Origin of the sequence: Cupriavidus plantarum (assembly GCF_905397285.1) — a bacterium.
Taxonomy (GTDB): Bacteria; Pseudomonadota; Gammaproteobacteria; order Burkholderiales; family Burkholderiaceae; genus Cupriavidus; species Cupriavidus plantarum.
Map to the genome: position 1 here is coordinate 549,274 of NZ_CAJPUX010000003.1, position 16,388 is coordinate 565,661.

Genomic DNA, 16,388 nt, shown 5'->3' on the forward strand with positions numbered 1-16,388 from the left:
CGATTCTAACGCCGCCCGGGGATGCGCGTGGCCGGGCATATCCCGACCCCGCCTAGCGCATGAAATTGCTGGTCTTGTCGATGGCGGCGCGGATCTCGGCAATCGACCGTTCGATTTCTTCCTCGGACAGCAGGTCGTTGTCGTTACCCGTGCGTTCGAGAATGGACGTGGTGAACGCGTTGAGCGGCAGCGTGTCGGTGAGCACGGCTTCCTCGCTCGGCGTGGCCGTGTCCAGCTCCCACATCATCGCGATGGCGGTGGTGTTGTCCGCGCCTTCGCCCGCATTGAGCAGCGCCTGCTCGATCAGATCCGGAATCGCATGCACGACCGACAGGTTGGTGACCTTGTCCACGATGAGGCGTTCCTCGAGGCTGCCCCACAGCCCGTCCGAGCAGAGCATCGCCACATCGCCCGGCTCCAGCCGCACCGGACCGCCGATATCGATCAGCGGCAGGTTCGGCGAGCCCAGGCAGTTGTAGAGCTTGTTGCGTTCCGGATGGTTGGCCACGTCCATCGGCAGCACGCGCTCCTGCTGCAGCAGGTTTTCGATCTTCGAATGGTCGCGGGTGCGCGTCAGCAGGGCGCCCTTGCGCACGAGGTACAGGCGCGAGTCGCCCGCGTGGGCCCAGTGGATCTGGCCCTGCTGGATCAGGCAGCAGACCACCGTCGTGCGCGGAATATCCGCTAATCGATTGGCTTCCGCGTACCGATGGATCTCGCGATGCGCGAGCATGATCGTGTCCTGCAGGAAGTCGGCGGGATTGCGGATGGCCGGGCGCGCCTGCGCCTGAAACTGGCGGGCGAGGGTCTGCAGCGCCTGCTGCGCGGCGACCTCGCCGAGCGCGTGGCCGCCAAGGCCATCGGCCAGTACCATCAGCAGGGCGTCGCGCGTGAAGCAGTAGCCCATGCGGTCCTGGTTGATGCGGCGGCCGCCTTTTCGGCTTTCCTGATAGACGGAGAATCGCATGTTGGCTATTCGGTAACGTTCTGGCGCGGTGATGCAATCGGCGCTTCGCGCCGGTGCGCGGGCTTAATCGGTTCCCACCTCGCGGCGGCGCAGCAGCGTCATGAAGCGGCTGGTCGCGCCCTGGCGCTCGGTCATGGGCTGCGTGACGGGCGCGGCGGAGGCCTGCGCGGCGGCCGACTGCTCGCCGAGCGCATTGCTCTGGTCGCGCAGCTCCTTCTGCAGCCGGAATACGCTCTGCGGGCGCTCGGACGGCGTCAGCCGCAGGCACCATTCGACGAGGTCCACGAGCCCATTCGTGTACGTGCTGCGCAGCCGCGACATCGCCTCGCCCATACGGTCGTCCTTCTCGCGCTGGTTCGCTTCCTGCGGCGGCATGCCGGCCATGCACGCATAGAGCGTGGCGCCCAGGCTGTAGATGTCCGTCCACGGGCCGAGTTCGGAGTGCTTGCCGTACAGTTCGGGCGCGGCAAAGCCGGGCGTGTACATCGGCTGGAAGCGCGCGGCTTCCATCGTCAGGATTTGCCGCGCGGCGCCAAAGTCGAGCAGGATCGGCGACTCGTCCTCGCGCAGGTAGATGTTGCCGGGCTTGATGTCGAGGTGCAGCAGCTTGTGGATATGGACTTCGCGCAGCCCGCTCATCAGGTCGTGGAACACCTTGCGGATGAAGCGTTCGCGCAGGACCTTGGCGCGGCCCTGCTGCCGGGCCTGCAGGATATGCTCCTGCAGCGTCTTGCCCAGCTCGTAGTTCATGACCATGTAGACGGTGGAATTCTCGCGAAAGAAATTCACCACGCGCACCACGCTGGGATGAGAAATTCGGGCGAGCGACCGGCCCTCTTCAAAGAAATACTTGAGGCCAAGCCGGAATGACGCGGCATTTTCCTCGGGGACGACCGGAATCAGTTCGCCCGGGCTGCGGCGCGCGAGCGAAGAGGGCAGATATTCCTTGATGGCGACCGGCGCGCCGGTTTCGTCGGTGGCGAGATAGACGAAACTGAACCCTCCGCTGGCCAACTTCTTTACAATGCGGTAGTTGGCAAGCAGCGTGCCGATTGGCAGCGGCGCACTCTTGGGTGGGTTAGCGCCCTTGGACTCTGTCATAGGATTCGGGACCGGATTTGCTCACGGATTGTCCGGGCTAATCGGTCACTTGTAAAGGAACGTGTAGCGGGGTGTTGTGGCGCGGTGTCGCCATTATCCAACCCTCGTTGTATTTCATTCCGGACCGCTGTTTTGCGTAGCGATTTCCCTGATTTTCGATGTCGCGTGGCCGCATTTCGGGCGGGCCACCGACCCACTCGCGAGATGACCCAATGATTCACAGCATGACAGGTTTTGGTTCGGCCACGCGGCAGGCGCCGCTGACGAACGCGCAGGGCGAGCCCAGCGGGCGGACCGCTTCGGTGTCGGTCGAATTCCGGACTGTCAATTCACGTTTCCTCGACCTGCTGTTCCGTGCGCCGGAGGAGTGCCGCGCGTACGAGCCGGCCCTGCGTGAAATGCTGATGGGCGAACTGTCCCGCGGCAAGCTCGAATGCCGCATCAACCTGCAGCGCACCGACACGGGCGGCGCCACGCTCGCGCTGAACCAGGGCCTGCTGGACCAGATCCGCGCGCTGGAAACCACCGTCAGCGCAACGTTCGCCGGCGCGGGTTCGCTGCGCATGGGCGAAATCCTCCGCTGGCCCGGCGTGCTGGTGGAGCCGGAGCTGTCGCAGGACGCGCTGCGCGAGGCCGTGATGGGCGCCGCGCGCGATGCGCTGAAGCAACTGCTGGAAGCGCGCCGCCGCGAGGGCGAGGCGCTCAAGGCCACGCTCGAGGAACGCGTCGATGCGATGCTCGCGATCGTCGAGCGCCTGACGCCGACGATTCCGCAGCTGATCGCGCATCATCAGGAGAAACTGACCGAGCGGCTGCAGGAGGCGTTCAACCTCGCCGCGCCGGCCGGCATGCCGTCGATGAGCCGCGACGAGATCGCCGAACGGATTCGCCAGGAAGCCACGGTCTATGGCATCCGTATCGATATCGCGGAGGAACTTTCGCGCCTGCAGGCGCACCTCAACGAAACGCGGCATATCCTGAAGAAGGGCGGCCAGGTCGGCAAGCGCCTGGACTTCATGATGCAGGAGCTCAATCGCGAGGCCAACACGCTCGGCTCGAAGGCGGCCGCGAAGGAGCTCTCCGATGCCTCGATGGAGCTCAAGCTGCTGATCGAGCAGATGCGCGAACAGATCCAGAACCTCGAGTAACACCCGGCGATCCACCCGAGCGATCCACCCGATTCAAACGATTCACGATCATCATGAGCGATTCGACCCATACTGCCATCGACACCGCCTACCCCGGCAACCTGTTCATGGTGGTCGCGCCCTCCGGGGCCGGCAAGTCCACGCTGGTCAATGCGCTGCTCGCGCAGGACCCGGCCATCCGCCTGTCCATCTCGCACACGACGCGCGCGCCGCGTCCCGGCGAGCAGAACGGCCGCGAGTACCACTTCACGACCATCGACGCGTTCCGCGCCGCGCGCGACCGCGGCGATTTCCTCGAATGGGCGGAAGTCCACGGCAACTACTACGCGACGTCGCGCGTGTGGATCGAGGAACAGATGGCCCAGGGCAACGACGTGCTGCTGGAGATCGACTGGCAGGGCGCGCAGCAGGTGCACAAGCGCTTTTCCAACGCGATGGAGATCTTCATCCTGCCGCCGTCGCTGACGGCGCTCGAGGAACGGCTCAAGAAACGCGGCCAGGACGAGCCGAACGTGATCGTGCGCCGCCTGCTCGCCGCGGGTAGCGAAATGGCGCACGCGAGCGAGTCCGATTACGTGATCATCAACGAGGTCTTCGACGACGCGCTGGAACAGCTCAAGAACGTCGTTCGCGCGACACGTCTGCGCTTTTCGTCGCAGAAGGCACGTCACGCGGAGCTCTTCATCGAGCTCGGAATCCACTGAGAAGATTCGTCTTCGAGGGGGTCAACGATGCGCGGCCGGCCCCGATCTGGCCGCGTGCTGTAAAATGGCGGCCTGTCGAACAGGTTTTATCCCAAGGTGGATTTGATATGGCGCGTATTACCGTCGAAGATTGTCTGAAACACATCCCGAATCGTTTCGAGCTCGCGCTGGCCGCGACGTACCGTGCACGCCAGCTCGTGCAGGGTCACACGCCCAAGGTCGAAGCGAAGGACAAGCCCACGGTCGTGGCCCTGCGTGAAATCGCCTCGGGCCAGGTGGGCATCGAGATGCTGAAGAAGGTCCCGACCTGATCGTCAGGCGGCCCATCGTGCGTCCTCGCTATCAGCCGGATTCCATAGGCCGTCATCATGTCTTCCCTGCCGCCTGCACCCCCCGGTTCCTCCGGGCCTTCCGGTCCCCCCGGACGTAGGCAAGGCAACCCCGGCTCGCCCTCCGTGACGGCACGCACCGGCGCTCCCAATCTCCCCGATCCGCTCGGCAACGATGTTGTCGGGGAGCGGGCCGTCGTCCCGCCCATCGCCCAGGCCAAGGCCCAGACGAAGGCGCGGGAGGAGCGGGTTCGCGAGGAGAGCGCGCTGAACAACGAACTGCTCGCCGAACCGCCCGCGAGCGTGCCGCCGCCGGCGCCGGGCAGCGATCTCTACATCGATGCGGTGCTGGCGCAGTCCTACCGGCACTTCTTCGGCCCCACGTCGCAACCCGCGGTCCCTCCGCGTCAGCAGGTCATCTCGATCGCGCGGCTCATGGAAAAGCTGGCTTACCTCAAGCCGGCCGACCAGGCCATCGTGCGCGAGGCATTCCAGTTCTCCGACGAGGCGCACCTCGGCCAGTACCGGCAGAGCGGCGAGCCGTACATCACGCACCCGGTCGCGGTGGCGGAACTGTGCGCGGAGTGGAAGCTCGACGTGCAGTCGATCATGGCCGCGCTCCTGCACGACGTCATCGAGGACCAGGGCATCACCAAGAGCGAGCTTGCCGAGAAGTTCGGTCCCAAGGTCGCCGAACTCGTCGATGGGCTGACCAAGCTCGACAAGCTCGAATTCCAGAGTCGCGAACAGGCGCAGGCGGAAAGCTTCCGCAAGATGCTGCTCGCGATGGCGCGCGACGTGCGCGTGATTCTCGTCAAGCTGGCCGACCGCACGCACAACATGCGCACGCTCGGCTTCGTGCCGCCCGAGAAACGCCGCCGCATCGCGCTCGAGACCATGGAGATCTACGCGCCGATCGCGCACCGTCTCGGTCTCAATACCGTCTACCGCGAACTGCAGGAGCTGTCCTTCAAGGTCGGCTCGCCGTTCCGTTACGCCACGCTCGAGAAGGCCGTGAAGGCCGCGCGCGGCAATCGCCGTGAAGTGGTCAAGCGCATCCTCGAGGCCGCGCAGCATGCGCTGGCCGACGCGGGCATTGTTGCCGAGCTATCGGGGCGCGAGAAGACGCTCTACAGCATCTATCGCAAGATGCACGACAAGCAGCTGTCGTTCTCCCAGGTGCTCGACGTGTACGGTTTCCGCGTGGTCGTGGAAACGCAGATGCACTGCTACATGGCGATGGGTGCGCTGCACGGGCTGTACAAGCCCATGCCGGGCAAGTTCAAGGACTACATCGCCATTCCGAAGATCAACGGCTACCAGTCGCTGCACACGACGCTGGTGGGTCCGTTCGGCACGCCGGTGGAGTTCCAGATCCGCACGCGTGGCATGCACCAGATCGCCGAAGCCGGCGTGGCCGCGCACTGGATGTACAAGCATCAGGCCGACCACGCCAACGATATCCAGCAGCAGGCGCACCAGTGGCTGCAGTCGCTGCTCGATATCCAGAGCCAGACCGGCGATTCGCAGGAATTTCTCGAGCACGTCAAGATCGACCTGTTCCCGGATGCGGTCTACGTGTTCACGCCCAAGGGGCATATCCGTGCGCTGCCGCGCGGCGCCACCGCGCTCGATTTCGCCTATGCGGTGCACAGCGACCTCGGCAACCAGTGCGTGGCCGTCAAGATCAACAACGAGTTGCTGCCGCTGCGCACGGAGCTCAAGAGCGGCGACATCGTCGAGGTGGTGACGGCGCCGTATTCCAAGCCGAATCCGGCATGGCTCGCGTTCGTGCGCACCGGCAAGGCGCGCGCGGCCATTCGACACTACCTCAAGACGACGAAGCTCGACGAGGCGATCCAGCTCGGCGAGCGCCTTCTCGAGCAGGCCGCGCGCCAGCTCGGCATCGAGCTCAAGGCCGTGCCGCAGGCGGTGTGGGATCGCATGATCCAGTGGACCGGCAACAAGCACAAGGAAGACATCTTCGCCGACCTCGCGCTCGGCCGCCGCGTGCCGGCGGTCGTTGCGCGGCGCATGGAGATCCTCTTGCAGGAGTTGTCGGGCGACGTCGACAGCGCGCTGCTCGCCGCGGTGCAGACGTTCGCGGGCGAAGAAGCGCCGGCCGTTGCGATTACGGGCGACGAAGGCATGTCGATGATTTTCTCGGCGTGCTGCCGCCCGATTCCCGGCGACTCGATCGTTGGCTATCTGGGCAAGGGTGAAGGGCTGCAGATCCACGTGCAGGATTGCAAGGTGGCCAAGCGCCTGCACAGCAAGGACCCCGAGCACTGGATCGAAGTCATGTGGGCGAAGAAGACCACGCGCGCGTTCGACGTGTCGATCAAGGTCATGGTCCACAACGTGAAGGGCATCGTGGCGCGCGTCGCCGCGGACCTGACGTCGGCGGATGCCAACGTCGCGCATGTGTCGATGGAGCAGCAGCAGGGCGGCCATCAGGAAGCCACGTACATGCAGTTCGTGATCCAGGTGCAGAACCGCCTGCACCTGGCCAACGTCATGCGCGCGCTGCGCCGCAACCCGGACGTGATCCGGATCTTCCGCGACCGCAACGACGGCTGAGCTGTCCGTCGATATGTCGGCTGTCCTTCAGCCTTCGCGCGGCGGGTACTTTACTTCCAGGATATCGATCTGCTCGACGCCGGCCGGCGTACGCAGCGGCACCGTGTCGCCTTCGCGCGCCTTGATCAACGCCTTGGCGATCGGCGAGATCCAGCTCACGCGGTTCGTGTCGAGATCGACTTCGTCCATGCCCACGATCGTGATGGTCGTCTCTTCGCCGGCCTGGTTCGCATAGGTCACGGTCGCCCCGAAGAAGATCTGGTCGTTGTCGCCCTGCAGGGAGGGATCGACGACCTCGGCCTTGTCGAGGCGGCGCGTGAGGAAGCGAATGCGGCGATCGATCTCGCGCAACCGCTTCTTGCCATACAGGTAGTCACCGTTCTCCGAACGGTCGCCATTGGACGCGGCCCACGACACGATCTGCACGACATCGGGACGATCCACGTCGATCAGATGCATGAGCTCGTTGCGCAGCCGGTTGTAGCCCGTGGCCGTGATGTAGTTTTTGGTGCCTGCCGGGATCGGTGTGGCGCCTTCCGGGAGGTCGTCGTCGTCCTCGTCGGACGACTCTTTGACAAATGCCTTGTTCATGGTCGGGATCACTTCTTCAGGCTGTCATTATAGAAAGTTGCGGCTCGGCAGCCCTGCCAGCGAAAAAAATGCACGAAGGGGCTTCCCAAAAATCAAAACTTCTATATAATCTCTTTTCTCGCGTGCGGCTGTAGCTCAGTTGGATAGAGTACTTGGCTACGAACCAAGGGGTCGTGGGTTCGAATCCTGCCAGCCGCGCCACCTATCAGGACGAGGGGCTTCCGGAAACGGAAGCCCCTTTTCTTTTGTCCTGTCCTTTTGCCTCGCGCCTTTATTCCGCGCTTTCCTCTCTCCTTGTTTGTCCTCCGGAACACCTGCTCGTTCCCACGCTCCAACTTGTGTCACTCGTTCACACACACACACGGGAGAGCCCTCATGGCAAGCGAAGACTGGCGTGTCGAAAAGTACCGCGGCAAGGACGCATACGTCCTCGTGACGCCGCAGCGCGAGAGCGTCGCGGGTAGCGTCGACGAAACGCAGCTCTGGACCTACCAGATACGCATCGCGGAAGAGGGCACCGATCCCGCCGATGCCGGTGAAGCCGAAGTGCTCGAAAGCGGCAACCACGTCTTCGCGACGCGTCATGCCGCGGAGACCGCGGCTTTCGCCGCTGCGTACGCGCAGATCGACAAGCTCCTCGCGTAACTTCCTCGCGTAACGTTTTGCGCGCCATTGCGAGATCCGCAATGGCGCATGTCGACATCGATTGCCCCGCGTTTGACGCGGATCATTTTTGTCCCGAAGGGTCGGACCTACGCTGAATTCGGACGCGGAGTTGCGCGTCGCAGTGGCAGGAGCCAACCATGAAGGCGTTGAACGGATACAAGATCCTCTATGAAGTGATCGCCATGCCCAAGGGCAAGTGGGCCATCATGATCGAGGTCATTCATCGCGAGAGCGGCACGATCGTCGCGCAACGGCACAACCCGTTTCCCGTGCATGGCTTCGATACGAAACTCGAAGCGCTCGGCCATGTGAATCGCCATGTCGAAACGCTCATCGACGACGATGTGCAAGAACGCGATGCACGAAGGCGGCGCATCGTATGAACCATCGCTGTGCAAATAAAGATTGCGTGAGCGAAGGCTTTCAGTCATAATTGCCTTCTTCAGACGCGGGGTGGAGCAGTCTGGCAGCTCGTCGGGCTCATAACCCGAAGGTCGCAGGTTCAAATCCTGCCCCCGCAACCAATCCTCTGCAGTACAGCACCGCTCGGGTGCAGCAAGTTTCCTGCGAACGTCTTCGCAAATTCCCCGGCAGTTTTCCCCAGCAGTTATTTCCAGGTCGTCGCGATCTACTTCGCCAGCGTCACCGCTTTCGCGAACGTATCGCGCACGAGCGCCTGTCCTTCGCGTTCGGCCGCTTCCACGCGTTCGCGCAGCCGCTGCGCGAGTACCTGTAGCGTGGCCGCGTCCGCGCGCGACGTCGCTTCGCGCATTGTCTGCGCAAGCTCGCCGCTCACGTCGGCGCCATCGAAGGCGCTGACGGAGAGGGCGGAGATCCGTTCGAGGAAATGATTAACCAGCGCCTCATCGTGTTTCGGTTCAGACATGTTGCATGCTCCTGAAAAGATGACGGCGCCGAGGGAAGGACGGAATCAGTCGCGCGGCTGGGGCAACTGGACAGGGTAGCTGGCGGCAACGCGGCGGCGTGCCGGTTTCATGGCGCGCGCGGGCCACAGCACGTAGTTGGTATGCGGGTCCAGCGGCTTGCCGAAATAGGACACCCACACCTGCACGCCATGCTCCGTTTCCGCGACGATGGCGGAGACGGCGCGCGCCGCGACGGACGGCGACTTCAACAGATCGGCCAGCGCTTCGACGCCCTGGACCACATGATGCTTCACACCCCTGAACCACACGTATTGACGCATGGCAGCAAGAAAACCTTTGGTCATGTTTTGACTCTTCCTGTGTCTATGCGATGTTCTATGCGTTGTTTGAGACCGCAGCTTACACAAGAAGTTGTGACCGTTTTGTAGGGGAGCGTCTGATTCTTTTCGGGCGCGCCCGATGCGTCACACCCCGCTGTGTGGGCTGTCAAATTGACAATCGCAAGGCCTTGGATTACGTTCGATTCACATCGAGCCCATCATGGAGGCGCCGTGGCGATCGACGTGAACCGAGGCCTGTCGCAAGGGCGAACTGCCCGCGCGCACCGATGAGGACATGGCCGCGGAGTTCAGGGGTTGATGAAGGGTTCGAGATGACGGGAGCTTGCCAATGACCGAGGAAATGCTGCTGCAACTGATGGCCGAAGTCGAGAAGGAAGATCCAATCGATTATGCGGACCTGCCGTTCGACGACGCGGGACTGCGCGAGATCGCCTGCCGCCTGATCGCGGCGCGCTCGCAGGAAATCGAGGCGTCCGGCATGTCCGTGGATGCGTTGCTGGCCACGCTGTGGGCATCGACCGCGAAGCTGGTGCTCGAGAACATCGTGCTCAACGCCCGGCTGCTGACGCTGCAGGGCGCGCCCGAGGACGCGCGGGCGCTGATCGACCGCATCGCCCGCCAGTCGCGCGACAAGCCGCCCGGATCGGAAGGCGGCTGAGGGCGCGTTGCGGCGATATCTCGCGGCGCCGCGCCATATGCTCCATAAGGCACGGTGCGGCACCGCGGGCATTTCGCTTAAAATACCGGCTTTCGCCGGGGACGCCTTGTCAGGCCGGGTCTCGCGGTGCCTGACTGGAGGATTCTCGGGTGATCAAGTGGATAATCGTCGCCGCCTATGCCGGCGCCATTCTGTACGTGCATCTGCGCGGCAAGGTAAGACTGCCGTTCATGCGCCAGTTGCTGGACCACTCCGCCCTGGTCGCGCCGGTGAACTGCTTCATGTACATGTTCTCGGGCGTACCGACGACGCCGTACATTCCGGTCGAGCGCTTTCCCGACCTCGAAAAGCTGCGCGCCGCATGGCCGCAGATTCGCGACGAGGGCCTCGCGCTGATCGCGATGCGCAAGATCAAGGCCGCGGACAAGAACGATGACGCCGGCTTCAACTCGTTCTTCAAGTACGGCTGGAAGCGTTTCTACCTGAAGTGGTATGAAGCGCAGCATCCCTCGGCGGAAACGCTGTGCCCCAAGACCGTCGCGCTGCTGCGCGAACTGCCGACCGTGAAGGCCGCGATGTTCGCCGAACTGCCGCCGGGCGGCAAGCTCAACCCGCACCGCGACCCGTTCGCGGGCTCGCTGCGCTATCACCTTGGACTTTCCACGCCGAACGACGACCGCTGTTTCATCGAAGTCGATGGCGAGCGCCACAGCTGGCGCGACGGGCAGGGCGTGGTGTTCGACGAGACGTACCTGCACTGGGCGGAGAACAAGAGCGATACCGATCGCCTGATCCTGTTCTGCGACATCGAGCGCCCGATGCGCTATCGCTGGGCCGCGGCGTTCAACCACTGGATGGGCCGCAAGGTCATGACGGCGGCCAGCTCGCCCAACGACGAGGCCGACCAGACCGGCGCGATCAACAAGCTGTTCCGCTTCGTGTGGCTCGGCGGCCAGTATCGCCGCCGGTTCAAGTCGTGGAACAAGAACCTGTACTACGTAACCAAGTTTGGCCTGATCATCGGCGGCGTCGCGTTGATCGTCTTCCTGTAAGCCACCGCCACCGCCTCAGACGTCGCCAGATTGGCGGCGTTCGCTGCCGAGCTTCGTGTAGTGCGCGCGCTTGGCCTCGTACATGCGCGCGTCCGCGACCTTGCAGGTGTCCGTCAGGCGCTCGCCCTGCGCACAGGTGGCGGCGCCGATCGAGAACGACAGCCGCACGCCAGGGTAGAAGCTGTTGTTGAGCTCCACCACCTGCTCGATCTGCTCGACCACCGTTGCGGCGCCGCGCTCGTCGCGTCCCGGCAGCAGCACCATGAATTCGTCGCCGCCCGTCCGGGCCACGCAGGCCTGTTCCCCCACCGCTTTCTTCAGGACCTCGCCCGTGCGGCGCAGCAGCGCGTCGCCGTCGCTATGGCCGAACTGGTCGTTGACGACCTTGAGTCCGTTGAGGTCCACCGCGATCACGCTGATCGGCCACGGTCCCTTGCGGCCCAGGCGCGCGAGTTCGTCCTCGTAGTACGCGCGGTTGAACAGCTTGGTGAGCACGTCGTGCTTGCCGAGGAATTCGACATAGGCCTCGGCCTTCTTGCGCGCCGTGATATCCGTGAGCGAGACCAGCACCTGATCCCAGTCCGCCTCTCGGCCCGGAAATACCGACCATTGCATGAACACGTCGACGGCGCGGCCATCGAGCGCGTAGTTGATGACCTCGCGCTGTTGCCAGAGTTTCTCGTGCCACATGTCGACGAGTTGCTCGGCAAAGTGGATGCGCATGTCGTCGCGGAACACGTCGCCGAGCCGCGAGAGCAGGACCTCCTTGCTCGGCGCGCTGAACATCGACAGCGTCTGCTGGTTGACGTCGAGCACGCGGATCTCCTGCATGCAGCGCGTGACGAAGTCCGGATGCACGTTCAGGAACGTGCGGAAGTCGGTGATGCCCGCCGCGCGCACTTCGTCGAGCAGCATTTTCACCGCACTGAAATCTTCCACCCACAGCGAGACCGGCGAATGTTCGAACAGTCCCACCGAATACTGCTGGCTGCGGCGCAGGTCGCGCTCCGTGCGGACGCGCGCGGTGATGTCTTCGATCGAGAGCAGCACGCGCGACCAGTCGGTTTCGTGACCCGGCATTACGCTGGCTTCGAGCCGGATGTCGAGCCGCTCGCCGTCGAGCGTGTAGTTCACCGTCTGGCTCGTGAAGTGGTTACCGCCGTCCCAGAGCTGGGCCAGTTCCTCGACATGCTGGTCGAACATGTCGTCGCGGAACACCGCGTCGAGGTTGGCCACGAGGTCGTCGAAGTCCGCGGCGCGGAAGAGCGTGAGCGTGCGGCGGTTGACGGCGATGACCCGGATCAGCGCGGAGCAACGCGCGACTTCGGCGGGGTTCGCGCGCAGATAGGCGCGCAGGTCGGTGACCCCCTCGGCGCGCAGCCGTTCGAAGGCTTCGCGCACGGCGCTGAAATCCTCCAGCCACAGCGACACCGGCGCGAGCTGGAACAGCGTTTCGTAGTCGTTATCGATCGTGGCGTTGGTGCTGTGTTCGAGCGGCGTGGCAGCGCGTTCGCTTTGCAAATCTTTTCTCCCGGAATCCGCTGGGGCGGTCTGTCTGTCCTAGCGCACTAGGATAGGCGAGCACGCCCGATCGAGGGAGAAAAACTTGCAAGTTCGATGCCTGCTTCCAACACTTTCAGCCGGCACCGGTTCAGCGTTCATCCCGCATGACGATCGCCGCGAGGCGGTCGAGCGCGCGTTCGATAGTGTCCGAGCGCGGCGTTCCGCAATTGACGCGCAGATAGCCGTCGTAACGCGTGGAATTCGAGAACATCGCGCCTGGCAGCACGCGAATGCCCTCTTGCAGCGCGCGGTCCGCGATGCGCGAAGAAGACAGGCCTTCCGGCAGCGCGATCCACAGATGCATGCCGCCGCGCGGCAGCGTCAGCCGCGTGCCTTCGGGAAACGTGCGCGCGATCTTGCCGGCCACCCATTCCCGCTGTCCGCGCAATTGCACGCGCAGGCGGCGCAGATGGCGCTCGAACGCGCCGTCGTGCATGAAGTCCGCGGCGATGATCTGCGGCAGCAGTTCGTTGGGCCGGGACATGTTGATCTTGAGCATTTCCACGCGCGCCTGCCATTTGCCGGCGGTCATCCAGCCGAGCCGCAGACCGGGCGCGAGCACCTTGTTGAGGGACGCGCAGTAGATCACGTTGCCGGTGGTATCCCACGCCTTTAACGCGGCGAGCGGCACGTCGTCATCGACGGTGCCCGAGAAGCAGTCGTCCTCGATCAGCGGGAGCCCGCGCTCTTCGCACCATGCGACCAGCCGCGCCTTGTTGGCGTCCGGCATGATGCAGCCGAGCGGGTTCTGCAGGTTCGGCACCACGACCAGGGCCTTGATGTCCGCGTGCGTGCGCGCGGCGAGCTCCAGCGCCTCGAGCGAGATGCCGGTCTGCGGGCTGCACGGCACCTCGACGGCGCGCAGGCCCAGGCTCTCCAGCGTCTGCAGCAGACCGTAGTACGTCGGCGATTCGACCGCGACCGCATCGCCGGGCGAGGTCACCGCGCGCAGCGCGACATGCAGCGCCTCCGTGCAGCCATATGTGATGGCGATGTCTTCGGGCGCGATGCGGATGCGCGCGCGCATCGCGTGACGGGCCACGGCCACGCGGAAGGGGGCGTGGCCGTCCGCCTGTACCACGTGACCATAGAGATCGGGGTAGCGGCGCATGGCGCGCGTGGCGGCCGTGCGCAACGCTTCGTTCGGATACAGCGCGGGCGCGCAGAAAGCGCCGCCGAAATCGACGTGGATCTCGTGGCGCTGCCAGCTGGCCATGATGGACGAGATGCGCGCATGGATGCCGGCGAACTGGCCCGCGAGCAGATCCGCGTCGGGTAGCGAGAGGTCGGGTTCGGCGAGCGGCCGCAGCGCGGGCCGCGCGGGGGCGCAGACGAAGTACCCGGAACGCGGGCGGGCTTCGAGCAGCCCGGCCGCTTCCAGTTCACGGCAGGCCTGGAGCGCGGTGGACAGGCTGACCTCGTGCAGGCCCATCAGCGTGCGGACGGACGGCATGCGGTCGCCGGGCGCGAGCGTGCCGGCGTGGATGGCCTCGCGATAGCGGGTGGCGAGCTGCTGGTAGAGCGGGTCGGGCATGCTGGCGATGATCGGCGGAGGGGGCCGGGAGAAACAGATACAGAAGCCGGTGTCCTGTATCGTAACAGAGCAGTTTTTTTCGATCTGTTCTGGTTTGGCATGCGAACCCTTGTGCCTGTTAGGTCCGGCGGTGCGCCGATACGCTGAAGTCCATGCTTCATCACCGGAGAACCCCATGGACAGGCCACCGCGACCTACCACCCAACACATCGACCTTGCCGCGGGGCAGGTGCTGCGTACGCATCTTCCACGCGGCGCGGTCCTGCATGTGGCGGCTGGCCGCATCACGCTGCGGGGCGCGCCAGCCTGGCATGCGGAGACCGTGCTGCGCGGCGTCATGACGCTCGGCGAGGGCGCGGCCGAGGTCGCGGCGGATAGCGGCTGGGTCACGATCGAGGCGGCCCGTGTCGCATCGCTGCGATTGATTCGGCCGCCATCGCATCCGTGGTGGAGCGCGCTGATAAAATCGCGGCTTGGCCGTTCTGGACTCCTGCCGGGTAACTCCTGGCCACCAGACACACAGGCCGATGTTTCATCAGGTCCCCATGCTACGAATCAGCGAAGTAAAACTCGCGCTCGACCATGACGAGGGTGCGATCGAGGCCGCCGTGCGCGCGGCGCTCGCGCAGATCGGCGTCAAACACGACGGTCTGGTCGGGTTCACGGTCTTCCGCCGCGCGCACGACGCGCGCAAGCGCTCCGACATCAAGCTCACCTACATCATCGATATCGAGGTGAAGGACGAGGCCGCCGCCGTGCGCCGCATGGCTGGCAAGCCGAACTGGAGCATTACGCCCGACATGACGTACCGCTTCGTGGCGCAGGCGCCCGCGGGCGGGCCGGCCACGCGTCCCGTGGTCATCGGCCTCGGTCCGTGCGGACTGCTGGCCGGGCTGATTCTCGCGCAGATGGGGTTCCGTCCGATCATCCTCGAACGCGGCAAGGAAGTGCGCGAGCGGACGAAGGACACCTTCGGCCTGTGGCGCAAGAGCGTCCTGAACCCCGAGTCGAACGTGCAGTTCGGCGAGGGCGGGGCGGGCACGTTCTCCGACGGCAAGCTGTACAGCCAGATCAAGGACCCGAAGCACTATGGACGCAAGGTGCTCGAGGAGTTCGTGCGCGCGGGCGCGCCGGAAGACATCCTGTTCAAGGCGCGTCCCCATATCGGCACGTTCCGTCTCGTGAGCATGGTCGAGAAGATGCGCGCGGAGATGCTGTCGCTCGGCGCCGAGATTCGCTTCGAGACGCGTGTCGACGATTTCGACATCGACCATGGCAAGCTGCGCGGTCTCAAGCTATCGACGGGCGATTACCTGCCGTGCGAGCACGTGGTGCTCGCGGTCGGCCACAGCGCGCGCGACACGTTCGAGGTGCTGCACGAACGCGGCGTGTTCATGGAGGCCAAGCCGTTTTCGCTGGGCTTCCGCATCGAGCATCCGCAGGGCATGATCAACCGCAGCCGCTTCGGCAAGTTCGCGGGCAACAAGCTGCTGGGGGCGGCCGACTACAAGGTCGTGCATCACTGCAGCAATGGCCGCGCGGTGTACAGCTTCTGCATGTGCCCCGGCGGGACGGTGGTGGCGGCCGCTTCGGAGCCGGGCCGGCTGGTTACCAACGGCATGAGCCAGTATTACCGTGCCGAGCGCAACGCCAACGCGGGCATCGTGGTGGGCATCACGCCCGAGCGCGATTACCCGGGCGGTCCGCTCGCGGGCATCGCGTTCCAGCGCAAGTGGGAAGAGCGCGCGTTCGAGCTCGGCGGCAGCGACTATCGTGCGCCGGGCCAGCTCGTCGGCGATTTTCTCGCGCGCCGTCCTTCCACATCGCTCGGCTCGGTGGAGCCGTCGTACAAGCCGGGCGTGACGCCGACCGACCTCAGCACCGCGCTGCCCGACTACGTGATCGACGCGATTCGCGAGGCGCTGCCCGAGATCGACAAGAAGGTGGCGGGCTTTGCGATGCACGACGCGGTGCTGACGGGCGTGGAAACGCGCACGTCATCGCCGCTGCGGATCCAGCGCGACGACAGCTACCAGAGCATCAACGTGAAGGGGCTGTATCCCGCCGGTGAGGGCGCCGGTTACGCGGGCGGCATCTACTCCGCGGCGATCGACGGTATCGAGGTCGCGGAAGCGGTGGCGCTGGCCATCACCCACGGGGCATAACCTGCGCGCGTTCCTGCGCCTTTGCGGCGCGAGATAGCGGCCCGCGTGGCCGTTATCTTGCGGCCGTTATCTCGCCGCCCTTATTTCGCCGCCCTTATTTCG

At 64.7% G+C, this 16,388-nt stretch carries 17 protein-coding genes and 2 tRNA genes; 12 read left to right on the plus strand and 7 right to left on the minus strand.

The window, feature by feature from the left end:
- Positions 1 to 52: 52 nt before the first annotated feature.
- Both KHP16_RS17250 and KHP16_RS17255 read right to left on the minus strand, forming a co-directional pair.
- A complete protein-coding gene (locus KHP16_RS17250) occupies positions 53 to 967 on the minus strand; it encodes a PP2C family protein-serine/threonine phosphatase (protein ID WP_109580466.1) in 915 nt (304 codons plus the stop codon).
- Between the two features lie 63 nt (positions 968 to 1,030).
- Entirely contained in the window at positions 1,031 to 2,068 is a 1,038-nt protein-coding gene (locus tag KHP16_RS17255) for a serine/threonine protein kinase (protein ID WP_109580467.1), read from the minus strand.
- A gap of 212 nt (positions 2,069 to 2,280) precedes the next feature.
- On the opposite strand from KHP16_RS17255, the gene KHP16_RS17260 reads away from it, so the two are divergent.
- From KHP16_RS17260 to KHP16_RS17275, 4 genes are all read left to right on the plus strand, one after another.
- Entirely contained in the window at positions 2,281 to 3,216 is a 936-nt protein-coding gene (locus KHP16_RS17260; protein WP_109580468.1) for a YicC/YloC family endoribonuclease, read from the plus strand.
- Between the two features lie 53 nt (positions 3,217 to 3,269).
- Positions 3,270 to 3,920: a guanylate kinase gene (gene gmk, locus KHP16_RS17265; protein WP_109580469.1), complete on the plus strand. Its 651-nt coding sequence runs from the start codon at positions 3,270 to 3,272 to the stop codon at positions 3,918 to 3,920.
- 107 nt (positions 3,921 to 4,027) lie between these two features.
- Complete coding sequence (gene rpoZ / locus KHP16_RS17270) at positions 4,028 to 4,231, plus strand: DNA-directed RNA polymerase subunit omega (protein WP_006578656.1); 204 nt, start codon at positions 4,028 to 4,030, stop codon at positions 4,229 to 4,231.
- Between the two features lie 144 nt (positions 4,232 to 4,375).
- Positions 4,376 to 6,829 carry a RelA/SpoT family protein gene (locus KHP16_RS17275; protein WP_109580470.1) on the plus strand — a complete coding sequence of 818 codons (2,454 nt, stop codon included), beginning with the start codon at positions 4,376 to 4,378 and terminating at the stop codon, positions 6,827 to 6,829.
- 27 nt (positions 6,830 to 6,856) lie between these two features.
- Here KHP16_RS17275 and greB read toward each other — a convergent pair whose 3' ends face one another.
- Positions 6,857 to 7,420, minus strand: coding sequence for a transcription elongation factor GreB (gene greB, locus KHP16_RS17280; RefSeq protein WP_109580471.1), 564 nt, complete (start codon positions 7,418 to 7,420; stop codon positions 6,857 to 6,859).
- A 124-nt stretch (positions 7,421 to 7,544) separates the two neighbouring features.
- Here greB and KHP16_RS17285 point away from each other — a divergent pair.
- The 4 genes from KHP16_RS17285 (at position 7,545) to KHP16_RS17300 (ending at position 8,610) form a co-directional block, all read left to right on the plus strand.
- Positions 7,545 to 7,621: transfer RNA gene (locus KHP16_RS17285), tRNA-Arg, on the plus strand.
- A 174-nt stretch (positions 7,622 to 7,795) separates the two neighbouring features.
- Positions 7,796 to 8,065 (plus strand): hypothetical protein, encoded by a 270-nt coding sequence (locus KHP16_RS17290; RefSeq protein ID WP_109580472.1) that lies wholly within the window; start codon positions 7,796 to 7,798, stop codon positions 8,063 to 8,065.
- A 158-nt stretch (positions 8,066 to 8,223) separates the two neighbouring features.
- On the plus strand, positions 8,224 to 8,469 hold the full coding sequence (locus tag KHP16_RS17295) for a hypothetical protein (RefSeq protein WP_179593261.1): 246 nt from the start codon (positions 8,224 to 8,226) through the stop codon (positions 8,467 to 8,469).
- Positions 8,470 to 8,533: 64 nt separating this feature from the next.
- Positions 8,534 to 8,610 (plus strand) — tRNA-Met (locus KHP16_RS17300).
- 104 nt (positions 8,611 to 8,714) lie between these two features.
- Here KHP16_RS17300 and KHP16_RS17305 read toward each other — a convergent pair.
- A complete protein-coding gene (locus KHP16_RS17305; protein WP_109580474.1) occupies positions 8,715 to 8,972 on the minus strand; it encodes a hypothetical protein in 258 nt (85 codons plus the stop codon).
- Between the two features lie 45 nt (positions 8,973 to 9,017).
- Positions 9,018 to 9,317 (minus strand): hypothetical protein, encoded by a 300-nt coding sequence (locus KHP16_RS17310; RefSeq protein ID WP_115952620.1) that lies wholly within the window; start codon positions 9,315 to 9,317, stop codon positions 9,018 to 9,020.
- 325 nt (positions 9,318 to 9,642) lie between these two features.
- Between KHP16_RS17310 and KHP16_RS17315 the strand changes: the two genes are divergently transcribed.
- Both KHP16_RS17315 and lpxO read left to right on the plus strand, forming a co-directional pair.
- The gene (locus KHP16_RS17315) at positions 9,643 to 9,972 is read left to right on the plus strand and encodes a hypothetical protein (protein WP_109580476.1); all 330 of its coding nucleotides are present in this window, start codon (positions 9,643 to 9,645) and stop codon (positions 9,970 to 9,972) included.
- A gap of 149 nt (positions 9,973 to 10,121) precedes the next feature.
- Complete coding sequence (gene lpxO / locus KHP16_RS17320) at positions 10,122 to 11,024, plus strand: lipid A hydroxylase LpxO (protein WP_109580477.1); 903 nt, start codon at positions 10,122 to 10,124, stop codon at positions 11,022 to 11,024.
- Between the two features lie 15 nt (positions 11,025 to 11,039).
- Here lpxO and KHP16_RS17325 read toward each other — a convergent pair whose 3' ends face one another.
- Both KHP16_RS17325 and KHP16_RS17330 read right to left on the minus strand, forming a co-directional pair.
- The gene (locus tag KHP16_RS17325) at positions 11,040 to 12,545 is read right to left on the minus strand and encodes a sensor domain-containing diguanylate cyclase (protein WP_179593263.1); all 1,506 of its coding nucleotides are present in this window, start codon (positions 12,543 to 12,545) and stop codon (positions 11,040 to 11,042) included.
- A gap of 130 nt (positions 12,546 to 12,675) precedes the next feature.
- Complete coding sequence (locus KHP16_RS17330) at positions 12,676 to 14,121, minus strand: aminotransferase-like domain-containing protein (protein ID WP_211960733.1); 1,446 nt, start codon at positions 14,119 to 14,121, stop codon at positions 12,676 to 12,678.
- Between KHP16_RS17330 and KHP16_RS17335 the strand changes: the two genes are divergently transcribed.
- Together KHP16_RS17335 and KHP16_RS17340 are read left to right on the plus strand one after the other, a co-directional pair.
- Entirely contained in the window at positions 14,120 to 14,707 is a 588-nt protein-coding gene (locus KHP16_RS17335; RefSeq protein WP_211960734.1) for a hypothetical protein, read from the plus strand. The genes KHP16_RS17330 and KHP16_RS17335 overlap by 2 nt on opposite strands.
- Complete coding sequence (locus KHP16_RS17340) at positions 14,667 to 16,286, plus strand: NAD(P)/FAD-dependent oxidoreductase (RefSeq protein WP_211960735.1); 1,620 nt, start codon at positions 14,667 to 14,669, stop codon at positions 16,284 to 16,286. The genes KHP16_RS17335 and KHP16_RS17340 overlap by 41 nt, the downstream gene beginning before the upstream one ends.
- The last annotated feature ends 102 nt before the right edge of the window (positions 16,287 to 16,388 follow it).